14 protein-coding genes are annotated in these 13,186 nt (G+C 75.6%); 10 read left to right on the forward strand and 4 right to left on the reverse strand.

Features of this window, described 5'->3' with window-relative positions; genetic code table 11:
• Nucleotides 1-129 precede the first annotated feature (129 nt).
• On the forward strand, nucleotides 130-921 hold the full coding sequence (locus AC07D6_RS17545) for an ASCH domain-containing protein (protein WP_391654535.1): 792 nt from the start codon (nucleotides 130-132) through the stop codon (nucleotides 919-921).
• 78 nt (nucleotides 922-999) lie between these two features.
• Here the strand turns inward: AC07D6_RS17545 and AC07D6_RS17550 are convergent, their stop codons facing one another.
• A complete protein-coding gene (locus AC07D6_RS17550) occupies nucleotides 1,000-2,655 on the reverse strand; it encodes an FAD-binding dehydrogenase (protein WP_315881528.1) in 1,656 nt (551 codons plus the stop codon).
• Nucleotides 2,656-2,767: 112 nt separating this feature from the next.
• Between AC07D6_RS17550 and AC07D6_RS17555 the strand changes: the two genes are divergently transcribed.
• Genes AC07D6_RS17555 through AC07D6_RS17565 form a run of 3 tightly spaced genes read left to right on the forward strand, consistent with a single transcriptional unit; the run spans nucleotide 2,768 to nucleotide 4,002 of the window.
• Nucleotides 2,768-3,289 (forward strand): NUDIX domain-containing protein, encoded by a 522-nt coding sequence (locus AC07D6_RS17555; RefSeq protein WP_479045210.1) that lies wholly within the window; start codon nucleotides 2,768-2,770, stop codon nucleotides 3,287-3,289.
• 9 nt (nucleotides 3,290-3,298) lie between these two features.
• Complete coding sequence (locus tag AC07D6_RS17560) at nucleotides 3,299-3,691, forward strand: YidH family protein (protein WP_315881530.1); 393 nt, start codon at nucleotides 3,299-3,301, stop codon at nucleotides 3,689-3,691.
• Nucleotides 3,688-4,002 carry a DUF202 domain-containing protein gene (locus AC07D6_RS17565; protein ID WP_315881531.1) on the forward strand — a complete coding sequence of 105 codons (315 nt, stop codon included), beginning with the start codon at nucleotides 3,688-3,690 and terminating at the stop codon, nucleotides 4,000-4,002. Before AC07D6_RS17560 ends, AC07D6_RS17565 begins: the two co-directional genes overlap by 4 nt.
• Nucleotides 4,003-4,249: 247 nt before the next feature.
• Here the strand turns inward: AC07D6_RS17565 and AC07D6_RS17570 are convergent, their stop codons facing one another.
• Nucleotides 4,250-5,182, reverse strand: coding sequence for an NADP-dependent oxidoreductase (locus AC07D6_RS17570; protein WP_315881532.1), 933 nt, complete (start codon nucleotides 5,180-5,182; stop codon nucleotides 4,250-4,252).
• 84 nt (nucleotides 5,183-5,266) lie between these two features.
• Between AC07D6_RS17570 and AC07D6_RS17575 the strand changes: the two genes are divergently transcribed.
• The 4 genes from AC07D6_RS17575 to AC07D6_RS17590 all read left to right on the forward strand — a co-directional run bounded on the left by AC07D6_RS17575 (nucleotide 5,267) and on the right by AC07D6_RS17590 (nucleotide 9,141).
• On the forward strand, nucleotides 5,267-5,563 hold the full coding sequence (locus AC07D6_RS17575) for a hypothetical protein (protein ID WP_315881533.1): 297 nt from the start codon (nucleotides 5,267-5,269) through the stop codon (nucleotides 5,561-5,563).
• A gap of 107 nt (nucleotides 5,564-5,670) precedes the next feature.
• On the forward strand, nucleotides 5,671-6,582 hold the full coding sequence (locus AC07D6_RS17580) for an MBL fold metallo-hydrolase (protein ID WP_315881534.1): 912 nt from the start codon (nucleotides 5,671-5,673) through the stop codon (nucleotides 6,580-6,582).
• 318 nt (nucleotides 6,583-6,900) lie between these two features.
• On the forward strand, nucleotides 6,901-7,923 hold the full coding sequence (locus AC07D6_RS17585; RefSeq protein ID WP_479045213.1) for a phosphotransferase family protein: 1,023 nt from the start codon (nucleotides 6,901-6,903) through the stop codon (nucleotides 7,921-7,923).
• A gap of 3 nt (nucleotides 7,924-7,926) precedes the next feature.
• Nucleotides 7,927-9,141 carry an acyl-CoA dehydrogenase family protein gene (locus AC07D6_RS17590; RefSeq protein ID WP_479045215.1) on the forward strand — a complete coding sequence of 405 codons (1,215 nt, stop codon included), beginning with the start codon at nucleotides 7,927-7,929 and terminating at the stop codon, nucleotides 9,139-9,141.
• Between the two features lie 38 nt (nucleotides 9,142-9,179).
• On the opposite strand, the gene AC07D6_RS17595 is transcribed toward AC07D6_RS17590, so the two are convergent.
• Complete coding sequence (locus AC07D6_RS17595) at nucleotides 9,180-9,776, reverse strand: TetR/AcrR family transcriptional regulator (protein WP_315881537.1); 597 nt, start codon at nucleotides 9,774-9,776, stop codon at nucleotides 9,180-9,182.
• 74 nt (nucleotides 9,777-9,850) lie between these two features.
• Nucleotides 9,851-10,615, reverse strand: a complete 765-nt coding sequence (locus tag AC07D6_RS17600; RefSeq protein WP_315881538.1) for an SDR family oxidoreductase — start codon at nucleotides 10,613-10,615, stop codon at nucleotides 9,851-9,853.
• A gap of 224 nt (nucleotides 10,616-10,839) precedes the next feature.
• Between AC07D6_RS17600 and AC07D6_RS17605 the strand changes: the two genes are divergently transcribed.
• Nucleotides 10,840-12,147 carry an exo-beta-N-acetylmuramidase NamZ family protein gene (locus AC07D6_RS17605; RefSeq protein WP_479045217.1) on the forward strand — a complete coding sequence of 436 codons (1,308 nt, stop codon included), beginning with the start codon at nucleotides 10,840-10,842 and terminating at the stop codon, nucleotides 12,145-12,147.
• Between the two features lie 199 nt (nucleotides 12,148-12,346).
• On the forward strand, nucleotides 12,347-12,970 hold the full coding sequence (locus AC07D6_RS17610) for a hypothetical protein (protein ID WP_315881540.1): 624 nt from the start codon (nucleotides 12,347-12,349) through the stop codon (nucleotides 12,968-12,970).
• Nucleotides 12,971-13,186 lie beyond the last annotated feature (216 nt).

Below are 13,186 nucleotides of genomic sequence, written 5' to 3' on the forward strand. Positions count from 1 at the left end.
CGGGGGTTAGGGGGGGGGTGGGTGGGGTCGCGGGGGTGTTGCGGGGGGGGGGGGGCGGGGGGGGGGGGGGGGGGGGGCGCCCCATATTGGGGGCCCCCCCCGGCCCGCCTCCGTGTGACGCTACGGCGCATGAGCGACCACGAGGACCTGCCCCCGTACGCACTCGCCTTCCCCGGCCCGCTGCGCGACCGGCTCGTCGCCGCCGTCCTGACCGGGGCGAAGACGGCGACGACCGGACTGCTCGCGGAGTACGAGGCGGAGGGGGAGCCCCTGCCCGTGCCCGGTGCGCGGGCTGCGCTGATCGACTCGGCGGGCCGGCCGGTCGCGGTGGTGGAGGTGACGGAGGCCCGGGTGCTGCCGCTCGGCGAGGTCGACCTCCGGCACGCCGTCGACGAGGGCGAGGGCCACCGGTCGGTGGCCCGGTGGCGGGCCGCGCACGAGCGGTTCTGGAACGGCGGCGCCGTGCGGGCCGCGCTAGGCGACCCGGACTTCACGGTGGACGACACGACCCGGGTGGTGGCGGAACGGTTCCGCGTGGTGGAGGTGCTCGACCCGGTCGCCGCAGCGGTCGCGGGCGAGCTGCGGCTGCTGGAGCCGGACGTACGGGCGTCGCGGGACGAGGCGGCGCGGCTGCTGGACCCGGAGTTCACCGAGGTCGGCGCGTCGGGACGGCGCTGGACGCGGGACGAGATGCTCGCCGGGCTGCCCGGGACGGCCGGGGACGCGGAGGGGCCCCACTACGAGGTCTCCCGCATGGCGGGGGTGCCGCTCGCGCCGGACCTGGTGCACCTGACGTACGAGACGGTCGCCGACGGCCGGCGGGCGCGCCGCTCCTCGCTCTGGCGGCGGGCGGCGGACGGCGCGGGCGCGCCGTGGCGGCTGTACTACCACCAGGGGACGCCGGTCCCGGACGGGGCGTAGGTCAGGGGCGGCGGGGCCGGGGCGGGACGGCGCTCTCCGCGCCCGGCCCGGCGCGCCCGACCCGTCGGCGGGACGGGGTCAGGCCACGGCCCGCGCCGCCGCCCGGCCCGCCGTGCGGCCGGAGAAGAGGCAGCCGCCGAGGAACGTGCCCTCCAGGGCGCGGTAGCCGTGGACGCCGCCCCCGCCGAAGCCGGCCGCCTCGCCCGCCGCGTAGACACCGGGCAGCGGCTCCCCCGCAGGGGTGAGGACCCGTGACGACAGGTCCGTCTCCAGGCCGCCCAGCGACTTGCGGGTGAGGATGCCGAGCCGTACGGCGATGAGCGGGCCGGCCTTCGGATCGAGGAGGCGGTGCGGGGCCGCCGTGCGGATCAGCCGGTCGCCGAGGTACCTGCGGGCGCCGCGGATGGCGGTGACCTGGAGGTCCTTGGTGAAGGGGTTGGCGATCTCCCGGTCGCGGGCGACGATCTCCCGGCGCAGCGCGGCCTCGTCGACCAGCGCCTCCCCGGTGAGCGCGTTCATGCCCCGGACCAGGGCGGACAGGTCGCGCTCCACGACGAAGTCGACGCCCTTCTCCATGAACGCCCGGACCGGCGCGGGCACGTCGGCGCGGGCGCGTCCGATGACGTCGCGGACGGACCTGCCGGTGAGGTCGGGGTTCTGCTCGCTGCCGGAGAGGGCGAACTCCCTGCCGATGATCCTCTGGTCGAGGATGAACCACGTGTGCTCGTGGCCCGTCCTCATGATGTGCTCCAGCGTGCCGAGCGTGTCGAAGCCGGGGAAGAGGGGGACGGGCAGGCGGCGGCCGAGGGCGTCCAGCCAGAGGGACGACGGGCCGGGGAGTATGCGGATGCCGTGGCGGGCCCAGATCGGGCTCCAGTTCTCGATGCCCTCCGTGTAGTGCCACATGCGGTCGCGGTTGACGTGGTGGGCGCCGGCCGCCTCGGCGATGCCCAGCATCAGCCCGTCCACGTGCGCGGGGACGCCGGACAGCATCCGCTTCGGCGGGGTGCCCAGCCGCTCCGGCCACTGGGCGCGGACCAGGTCGTGGTTGCCGCCGATGCCGCCGGAGGCGATGACGACCGCCTGGGCGCGGTACTCGAAGGCGCCGGCGACCTCGCGGCTGCTGGCCGTGCCCCGCGGGGCGCCGGACGGCTCCAGGATCTCGCCGCTGACCGTGTCGACGGCGCCGCCGGTGCGGCCGAGACCGGTGACGCGGTGGCGGAACGCCGCCCGGACGAGGCCCCGGGCGATGCCCGCGCGGACGCGGCGCTCGAACGGGGCGACGAGACCGGGCCCCGTACCCCAGGTGATGTGGAAGCGCGGGACGGAGTTGCCGTGCCCGGTGGCGCCGTAGCCGCCCCGTTCGGCCCAGCCCACGACGGGGAAGAAGCGGACGCCCTGCCGGTGCAGCCAGGAGCGCTTCTCCCCGGCCGCGAAGTCCACGTACGCCTCGGCCCAGCGGCGCGGCCAGCGGTCCTCGGGCCGGTCGAAGCCGGCCGTGCCGAGCCAGTCCTGGAGGGCCAGGTCGTGGCTGTCGCGGACGCGCAGGCGGCGCTGCTCGGGCGAGTCGACGAGGAACAGCCCGCCGAAGGACCAGTGGGCCTGCCCGCCGATGGACCGCTCCGGCTCCTGGTCGAGGAGGATGACGCTGCGTCCCGCGTCGACGAGTTCGGCGGTGGCGGCCAGTCCGGCGAGACCCGCGCCGATCACGATCACGTCAGCGTCGTAGGCCATGGACGTCCGCCCTTCCTGGGATGATCGGATCGTCCGATCTTCCGTACGCTGCGGTAACCGCGTCAACCCCGCGTGGACCGCGAGAAAACCGAACGACCGATGAGGACGGAACGTGAACGCATCCCCCGCCGAGGAGCTCCTGGACGTCGTCGACGAGCGGGACGAGGTGGTCGGACGGCTCCCGCGCGGCGAGGTGTACGCCCGGGGGCTGCGCCACCGCTGCGCGTTCGTCCTCGTGCGGGACGCCGCCGACCGGATCTTCGTGCACCGCCGCACCGCGTCGAAGCTGCTCTTCCCCTCGCTGTACGACATGTTCGTCGGCGGTGTCGTCGGCGCGGGCGAGTCGTACGACGCGGCGGCGCTGCGGGAGGCCGAGGAGGAGCTGGGCGTGCGCGGCCTGCCCCGACCGGTGCCCCTCCTGTCCTTCCTGTACGACGACGGGCCGGGCGGGCGCGGCTCGTGGTGGTCGCGGGTGTACGAGGTGCGGTGCGAGCTGCCGGTGTCGCCCCAGGTGGAGGAGGTCGCCTGGCACGCGTTCCTGACGGAGGCGGAGCTGGAGCGGCGGCTGGGCGAGTGGGCGTGGGTGCCGGACGGCCTCGCGGCGTGGGAGCGGCTGCGCGCGGCGCGCGGTTAGGGCGCCGCGGTGGACGGCTTCGGGCGGAGTGCGCGGCTGTGGTTCTCGCCGCGGCGGGTGCGGGAGGAGGGCGAGACGCCGGACTACCGGTTCTCGCTCGCCAACGAGCGGACGTTCCTCGCGTGGCTGCGGACCGGGCTCGCCCTGGTGGGCGGCGGGTTCGCCGTGGACCAGTTCCTGCCGGACCTGCGGTGGGGGGTGCGGGTCGGGATGGCGCTGGTGCTGCTGGGCGCGGGGGCGCTGTGCGCGCTGCGGGCGGTCAACCACTGGGTGCGGTGCGAGCGGGCGATGCGGCGCGGGGAGGACCTGCCGGTGAGCCGGTTCCCGACGCTGCTGGGCCTGGCGGTGGGGCTGGTGGCGCTCGCGATGGTGCTGGCGGTGCTGTTCGGGTGGACGGGGTGAGGGAGGATCCGCGCGACCCCGGCCTGCAACCGGAGCGGACGCGGCTGGCGTGGCGGCGCACGACGCTGGCGTGCACCGTCGCGGCCGTGCTGGCCGCGCGGCAGGCCGTGCACGGCGGTGACGTGGCGGCGGCCGGGGTGCTGGGGGCGGGGCTGTCGCTGCTGGTGTGGGTGGCGTTCCTGGTGGTGGCGCAGCGGCGGATCGCCGCGCTGGGGCGGGGACGGCCGCGCACGCTGGGGGTGCCCGCCGCCGTGGCGGCGGCGGTCTGCACGGTCGCGCTGGCCGGGTTCGCGGTGGCGGTGGTGCTCTGACGCGGGCGGACGGGAACGGGGCCTGGGAGCCGGGGCGGGGGTCTGGGAGCCGGGACCGGGGACCGGGCCTGGGGACCGGGCCTGGGGGGGCCGGGCCGGGAGCAACGTACGGCGGGCAGCGGGCAGCGGGCGGCGTGGGCGCGGGGTGTACGGCGGACAGCGGACCGTGGGGGCTGGGCCGGGGGGTGACTCCTGGCGTACGGCGGGCTGCGCAGGCACACGGCGCACGGCGCACGGCGGTGCCCGGTCAGTCCTCGCCGACCGTCACGACGACCTTGCCGCCGAGGCCGCCCGCCATCGCCGCGCGCTGTGCCTCCGCCGCCTCCCCGAGCGGGTACGTCCGGGCCACCCGCACCGTCAGCACGCCCCCCTCGGCCAGGTCGGCGAGCGCCGTCAGGTCGTCGGCGTCCGGGCGCACCCAGAAGTACAGTCCGCCCAGGCCGACCACCTCGCCGTCCGCGATGGAGGCGAGGCGGCCCTCGGGGGCCAGCACCTCCGGGGAGGTCCTCAGCGGCTCGCCGCCGAGCGTGTCGAAGACCGCGTCCACGCCGTGCGGGGCGAGGTCGCGCACCCGGCCCGCGAACCCGTCGCCGTACACGACCGGTTCGCCGCCCAGCTCCCGCACGCGGTCGGCACCGCTCTCCCGGACCCCGCCCAGCACACGGGCGCCGAGGTGGCGGGCGATCTGCACGGCGAGCGAGCCGACGCTGCCGGCCGCCGCGTGGACGAGCAGGGTCTCCCCGTTCCGCACCCGCAGCGCCCGGTGGAGCGCCTGGTACGCGGTGAGACCGGCGAGGGGCAGCGCGGCCGCCTCCTCGAACCCCAGGGTGCGCGGCTTGCGGGCGAGGGTGCGGACGGGCGCGGCGACGTACTCGGCGAAGGTGCCGTGGCACAGGGCGTCCTCCCGGACGTACCCCATCACCTCGTCGCCGACGCCGAACTCGGGGACGGAGACGCCGGGCTGGACGACCACGCCGGAGACGTCCCAGCCGGGGACGACCGGGAAGAAGGCGTCCAGGATCGTGTCGAGGTAGCCGGCCTGGCACTTCCAGTCGACCGGGTTGACGGCCGCCGCCCGCACCTTGACCAGGACCTTGTCGGGGCCCACCTTCGGGACGGGCCGGTCGCCGTACTCCAGGACCTCGGGTCCGCCGTAGCGGCGGTAGCTGATCGCCTTCATGGAACGACCTTCCTCCAAGCGGATCATTCAGGCAAACAGGGATAACCTGGGAGTGTCAACGACCCTCCGCACCGAGGTCCCGCCATGACGGTCCTGCATCAGGAACACCAGGCGCACTCCCACGCACACGGCCCTTCCTGCGGCCACCAGTCCGTGGTCCACGGCGACCACGTCGACTACGCCCACGACGGGCACCTGCACCGCGAGCACTCCGGGCACTGGGACGAGTGCGAGCCGGGCGAGCACATCGCCCACAGCGGCCACGCCCACGAGCACGGCGACACGTGCGGCCACCCGGCGGTCGCGCACGGGGACCACCTGGACTACGTGCACGACGGACACCGGCACGCCGCCCACGACGGGCACTGGGACGACCACTGACCGGAGCGCCGGCGCCGCGCGCCCGCGGGTGACCCCACCCTGTTCCCCGCCGTCCCGGACTGGCAGGCTCTGCCTGTCCAGTTCGGCCACGACTCGGGGGGACAGCGGTGCCCGCAACCGACCCGTACACCGTCCAGCTCGCACCTGACGTGCACGCCTACGTCCAGCCGGACGGCGGGTGGTGCCTGAACAACGCCGGGTGGGTCGGCGACGGCGCACGGAGCGTCCTGATCGACACCGCGGCGACCGAACGCCGGGCGCTGGCCCTGCGCGACGCGCTCCTCGCCCACGGCGCCGCCCCGCCGGACACGGTCGTCAACACCCACCACCACGGGGACCACACGTACGGCAACTCCGTGTTCCTGCCCGGGGCGGCCGTCGTCGGGCACGAGGCGTGCCGCCGCGAGGTGCTGGCGGCGGGGCGGCAGCTCCACCTGATCTGGCCGCGGACCGACTTCGGCGACATCCGCGTCACCCCGCCCTCGGTGACGTACGCCGACCGGATGACCCTGTACGCGGCGGACACGGAGGTGCGGCTGGTCCACCCGGGCGTGGCCCACACCGCGGGCGACACGATCGTGCACCTGCCGGAGCGGGGGGTCGTCTTCACCGGGGACCTGGTCTTCCACGGCGGGACGCCGTTCCTGGCGACCGGGTCGCTGCGCGGGTCGCTGCGCGCCGTCGAGCTGCTGCGGTCGCTGGGGGCGGAGACGGTCGTCCCCGGGCACGGGCCGATCGCGGACCCGTCCGTGTACGACGCGACGGAGGCGTACCTGCGGTTCGTGGCCGAACTGGCCGAGGACGGCCGCGCCAGGGGGCTGACGCCGCTGGAGGTGGCGCGCCGGGCGGACCTGGGGGAGTTCGGGGAGCTGCGCGAGGCGGAGCGGCTGGTGGCCAACGTCCACCGCGCGTACGCGGAGCTGGAGGGGCTGCCGGAGGGGTCGCCGCTGGACGTGGCGGCGGTGTTCGGGGACATGGCCGCGATGAACGGCGGTCGGCCGGTGGCCTGCCACGCCTGACGGCACCCGGCCCCGGCGGACCTCAGCCGGCAGCCGGTGGGCGAGTCCGGCACCCCTCAGCCGGCACCCGGCCCCGGCGGACCTCAGCCGGCAGCCGGTGGGCGAGTCCGGCACCCCTCAGCCGGCACCCGGCCCCGGCGGACCTCAGCCGGCAGCCGGTGGGCGAGTCCGGCACCCCTCAGCCGGCACCCGGCCCCGGCGACCCGCAGCCGGTGGGCGGGTCCGGCGACCCGCCGCGCCCACGGGGGTGGACGACATACCGACTGGTCGGTCATGATGCCCGGGTAACCCGGACCCCGCTTCCGAAAGGTGCGCACCATGAGCTCTGCCCCGCCGCCAGGTCTCGACCCCGAGCGGTTGCGCGGGCTGCTGGACCGCGAGCTGCCCGGCCTGGTGAGCGGGCCGCTCGACGCCCGGCTGATCGAGGGCGGCCGCTCCAACCTGACGTACGCCGTCACGGACGGCACCCGCCGGTGGGTCGTCCGCCGCCCGCCGCTGGGCCACGTCCTGGCCACCGCGCACGACATGAAGCGCGAGCACCGCGTCCTGAGCGCCCTGCACCCGACCGCCGTGCCGGTGCCCCGGCCGGTCCTGCTGTGCGAGGACGAGTCGGTGCTCGGGGCGCCGTTCTACGTGATGGACTTCGTGCCGGGCACCCCGTACCGGACCGCCGGGCAGCTCGCCCCGCTGGGCGCCGAGCGCACCCGGGCCGCCGTGCTGGGCCTGGTCGACACGCTGGTCGAGCTGCACGCGGTGGACCCGCAGGGCGTGGGCCTCGGGGACTTCGGGCGCCCGGAGGGCTTCCTGGACCGGCAGCTGCGCCGCTGGGGCAAGCAGCTCGCCGCCTCGCGCGGCCGCGAGCTGGCCGGGATCGACGAGCTGCACACCGCCCTCGGGCGCGACCTGCCCGACTCCCCCGCCGCCACCGTCGTCCACGGCGACTTCCGCCTCGACAACGTCCTCATCGGCGACGACGACCGGATCACCGCCGTCCTCGACTGGGAGATGTCGACCCTCGGCGACCCGCTCACCGACCTCGGGCTGCTCGTCATGTACAGCACGCCGCTGGACGTGCCGGGGGCCGTCATCAGCACCACCGCGACGGCCCCCGGGCACCCCGCCGCGCGCGAGCTGGTCGAGCGGTACGCCGCCCGGTCGGGGCGGGACGTGTCGCGCCTCGCCTGGTACACGGCGTTCGCCTGGTTCAAGCTCGCCGTGATCCTCGAGGGCATCCACTACCGGTACACGCTCGGCCAGACCGTGGGCGCGGGCTTCGACCGGATCGGGGAGCTGGTCCCCCTCTTCATCGAGCACGGCCTCACCACCCTTCAGGAGGGCTGACCCATGGACTTCGCGATGGACGCGCGCACCGAGGAGCTGCGGGAGCGGCTGCTGGACTTCATGGACGCGCACGTGTACCCGGCCGAGACGGTCGCCGAGGAGCAGCGGGCGAAGCTGGACTCCCCGTGGGACACCCCGCCCGTGGTGGAGGAGCTGAAGACGGAGGCGCGGCGGCGGGGGCTGTGGAACCTGTTCCTGCCCGACGAGGAGTACGGCGCGGGGCTCACCAACCTCCAGTACGCGCCGCTCGCCGAGATCACCGGCCGGTCGCCGCAGTTGGCGCCGACCGCGCTGAACTGCGCGGCGCCCGACACGGGGAACATGGAGGTCCTCGCCCAGTTCGGCACCCCCGAGCAGCGCGAGCGGTGGCTGGAGCCGCTGCTGGCCGGGGAGATCCGGTCCGCGTTCGCGATGACGGAGCCGGAGGTCGCCTCGTCCGACGCGACGAACGTCGAGACGCGGATCGAGCGGGACGGCGACGAGTACGTCATCACGGGCCGCAAGTGGTACATCTCCGGGGCGATGAACCCGGACTGCCGGATCTTCATCGTGATGGGCAAGACCGACCCGGACGGCGCCGACGTCCGCCGCCAGCAGTCCATGGTGCTGGTCCCCCGCGACACCCCCGGCGTCGAGGTGCGGCGCGCGATGCGGGTGTACGGGTACGAGGACCACCACCACGGCGGGCACGCCGAGATCGTCTTCGACCGCGCGCGCGTGCCGGTCGCGAACCTCGTCGGCGAGGAGGGCGGCGGGTTCGCCATCGCGCAGGCGCGGCTCGGTCCGGGCCGGATCCACCACTGCATGCGGCTGATCGGCATGGCGGAGCGGGCGATCGAGCTGATGTGCCGGCGGGCCGTGTCCCGTACGGCGTTCGGGAAGCCGCTGGCCGCGCAGGGGCAGGTGCGCGCGTGGATCGCGGACGCCCGGGTCGCCGTGGAGCAGTTGCGGCTGCTGGTGCTGAAGACGGCGTGGCTGATGGACACGGTCGGCAACCGGGGCGCCCACACGGAGATCCAGGCCATCAAGATCGCCACGCCGCGCACGGTCGTGGACATCATCGACCGGGCGGTGCAGCTGCACGGGGCGGGCGGCGTGAGCCAGGACTTCCCGCTGGCGGAGCTGTGGGCGGCGGCGCGGACGCTGCGGCTGGCGGACGGGCCGGACGAGGTGCACCAGCGGTCGCTCGCCCGGCGCGAGCTGAAGCGGTACGCCTGAGGGGTCCGGGGCCGGCCCGGGCGGCCGGCCCCGGTGCCCTACGGGCGCAGGGCCCGCAGCAGGAGGTCGGCGAGGTGGTCGGCGACCTCCCGCGGGCCGAGCGGCCCGTTCGGGCGGTACCAGGTCGACAGGTGGTGCACCGAGCCGAAGTGGTAGTCGACGACCAGGTCGGCCGGGGTGGCCGTGGAGAACACGCCGGAGCGCTGGCCCTCCTCGACGAGGGCGCGGAAGCGCTCGTGGTAGCGCCGCCGCTCGGCGCGGACCTGCTTGTTCTTCTCCGGGCTCAGGTGGTGCATGGAGCGGAAGAAGATCGACGCGTCGTCGAGGTTCTCGATGGTGGTGACGACGACGTCGGCGGCGGCGTCCCGCAGCCGCCGCTCGACCGGCGCGTCGGCGTCCGCGAAGGCGTCCAGCCGCTCCTGCTGGAGGCGCAGCACGCGCGCGTACACCTCGTGCAGCAGGTCCTCCTTGGACCCGAAGTAGTGGTAGAGGGCGCCCTTGGTGACCCCGGCCGCCTCGACGATCTCCTGGACGGAGGTCCGGTCGTAGCCCTGCTCGGCGAAGAGGCGGGTGGCGGCGGCCAGCAGCCTGCGGGGGACGGGTGTGGTGCCGCTCCCGTCCGTCGTCCTGGCCATGCGCCGCCACCTCTCCTCGTTGTCGTTCCGGTCACCTGGTCGTCGACCGATCTTCCCATTGGTCGGCGTCGGGATCACCGCCCGGTCGCCTCCCAGGTGCGCTGGATCCGGTTCATGCCGCCCAGCCAGCGCTCCGGCTCGGCGGCGCGAACCCGGTAGAAGTCCGCCACCTCGGGGTGCGGGAGGATCAGGAACCGGTCCTGTGCCATCCCCGCGAACAGCGCGTCCGCGACGTCCTCGGGTTCGATGGCGGTGGGGGCGAGGACCAGTTCTCCGGCCGATCCGGCGGCGGTGAGCATGTCGGTGCGCACGCCCTGCGGGCAGATGGCGTGGACCTTGATCCCGCGGTGCCGGTAGGTGAGGGACAGCCACTCCGCGAAGGCGTACGCGCCGTGCTTGGTCACGCTGTACGGGGCGGCGCCGACCATGGTGAGCAGGCCCGCCGCCGAGACGGTGGAGACGAACCGGCCGGCGCCCCGCTCCAGCCAGCCGGGCAGCAGGGCGCGGGCGGCGCGGACGTGCGCCATGACGTTGACGTCCCAGGCGGCGGCCCAGACCTCCTCGTCGGCGAAGGCGTCCCCGGGCGAGGCGAGGCCGGCGTTGGCGCAGTAGACGTCGACGGTGCCGCCGAGGGCGTCGCGGGCCTCCTCCACGACGGCGGAGGCGTCGCCGGGGACGGCGGTGGCGCCGATCTCGTCGGCGACGGCCTTCGCGCGGGCCGGGTCGAGGTCGTTGACGACGACGCGGGCGCCCTCGGCGGCGAACCTGCGCGCGAGGGCGGCGCCGATGCCGCCGCCCGCTCCCGTGACGACCACGTGCGCGCCCTGGACCGTGCTCATCGTGAACCCCTTTTCGTCGCGTTCATCGCGTTCGCTGCGTTCGCCGTACTGGCCGTGTTCGTCGCGCTTTTCGTGTTTGTTGCGCTTCCACCGGACGGGCGGGGGCGTGGGGACCGGCCGCCGCGGTGCAGACTAACCGGTCGGTATGTCCACCGGGAAGGGGTGCCGCGCTAGCCTGCGAGCTCTCATGCCGGAGCGTGACGGAACGATCACGGAGGTGGCCCATGGGTGTGTCCAGACGGGGTCTGCTGGCGGCGGCGGGCGGTGCGGTGGGGACGGTGGGCGCCACGGGGGCCGCCGGGGCGGCGGGCCTCCCGGCGACCCCGGGGGCCCCGGGCGGAGCGGCGGCCCCGGGCGGGGCGGCCGGGGATGCCCGGCGGGGACGGCGGGTGCGGACCGGCTTCGACCGGCTGGCCGCGGACGGGTACGCGGTGCTCGCCGGGCAGCGGGTCGGCGTGGTGACCAACCCGACGGGGGTCACCGCCGACGTGCGGCACGTCGTGGACGTGATGCACGCCGACGACCGGGTGCGGCTGGTGGCGGTGTTCGGGCCCGAGCACGGCTTCCGGGGAACCGCGCAGGCGGGCGGCTCGGAGGGCCGGTACGACGACCCGGCCACGGGGCTGCCGGTGTACGACACGTACGGCCGGAGCGGGCAGGCCCTCGCGGACGTGTTCACCGCGTCCGGGGTGGACACGGTGGTGTTTGACATCCAGGACGCGGGGGCGCGCTTCTACACGTACATCTGGACCATGTACGACTGCATGGTCGCGGCCGAGTTGGCGGGGAAACGATTCGTCGTGCTGGACCGGCCGAACCCGGTCGGCGGGCGGGCCGCGCTGGGACCGGTGCTGGACCGGGCGTACGCCACGTTCGTGGGGCGCGAGCCGATCGCGCAGGTGCACGGGATGACCGTGGCCGAGCTGGCACGGTTGTTCAACGGGGAGTTCCTGGCCCGCCCGGTGCGCCTGGAGACGGTGCGGATGGCGGGCTGGCGGCGGCGGGACCTCTTCGACGCGACGGGGCTGCCGTGGGTGCCGCCGAGCCCGAACATGCCGACGCCGGACACGGCGCTGGTGTACGGCGGGACCTGCCTGTTCGAGGGGACGAACCTGTCGGAGGGGCGCGGCACGACCCGACCGTTCGAACTGCTGGGCGCCGAGGGCGTGGACCGGCGGTGGGCCGAGGCGGCGAACGCGCTGGAGCTGCCCGGAGTGGCGTTCCGGGAGGCGTACTTCGCGCCGGTGTTCTCCAAGTTCCAGGGCAGGACGGTCGGTGGGGTGCAACTCCACGTCCACGACCGGGAGGCGTTCGACCCCGTGCGGACCGGCGTCGGGCTGCTGGTGACGGCGAAGCGGACGTGGAGCGGGTTCGCCTGGCGCGCCGACCGCTGGATCGACAAGCTGACGGGTTCGGCGACCGTACGGACCCTGATCGACGCGGGCGCCGGGCCGGACGAGGTGGCCGCCGCGTGGGAGCGGGACCTCGCGGCGTTCCGGGCGGTGCGCGGGGAGTACCTGCTGTACCGCTGAACCGGGGGCGCGGGCGCCCGGCCGGGGAGTGAGGGGCCGTCAGGTCCCCGCCGCCGCACCGGGCACCGCTGCGCGCCCTCCCGTACGTGTGGGGGGATGTCGTGGTGGTGGGGTCCATTCGATTTTCGATGGAGCCGGAAGGGGCACCCGTACGTCTCTTCAACGACGCCGAAGTACCAGCGACGGAGGTGGCGGAACGATGGCCGGTTTCCGAAGTCTCGCCAGACAGGTCCGTGATCCGGGATGCGACGTGGCGCTGCGGCGCTACTCGCTGCGCAAGTGCCTGGAGCGGTTCGCGCCGTACGGGCACCGGGCGACCTGGGACCACCTGTGCCGGCGGCACGGGTTCGGGCACGAGGACCGGGACCTCGATCCGGCGCGGCTGGTGGCCGCGCTCGACGAGGTGGAGGAGGCGCGGGCCGTGTGGCTCGCCTACGAGCGGCGGTTCGCCGAGCGGCGCCGCAGGGAGAAGTACCTGGGGCTGCGCACCCCGGGCCCGATCGACGACTGGCACCGGCGCACCTGGGGCGGCAACGGCGTGGCGCGGTGCGTCGACCCGGCGGTGCACCCGGACCTGCCGCTGGGCGACGCGCTGCGGCGGCTGATCGCCGCCCTGGAGGCGGGGCCGGGCGAGCACTGCCCGGTGTGCGGCGGGGACCGGTTCGCGTGGCGGTGGAACGGTCTGGACGAGGCGTGCGGGCCGGTGTGCCGGGACTGCGGGGTGCTCGTGCCCGCGCTCGTGCTGTCGGAGGAGGCGCTGGCGGCGGCGCGCCGCCGGGCGGCGCGGGCGGACGCGGTGCGGGAGTTGGCCGCCGTGGGGTGAGCCGCCGGATCCGGCGCGGCGGCAGCGGCGGCGGGTCCGCCGGCCGTGAGGGGCCGTGCCACGTCCCCGTGTCCGCGTGCCCCCGCCGCGCGCCACCGGCCGGACGCCGGCCGTCCGCCCGCCGGTCGTCCACCGGCGCTCGCGCGCCGACGCCCTCGAACCGCCCGGGCGGCCCCCTGCCGGGCGGTCACCGCCGAGGGCTCCCACCGGGCGGGA

The sequence above is a fragment of the Streptomyces sp. NPDC045287 genome, assembly GCF_056432325.1.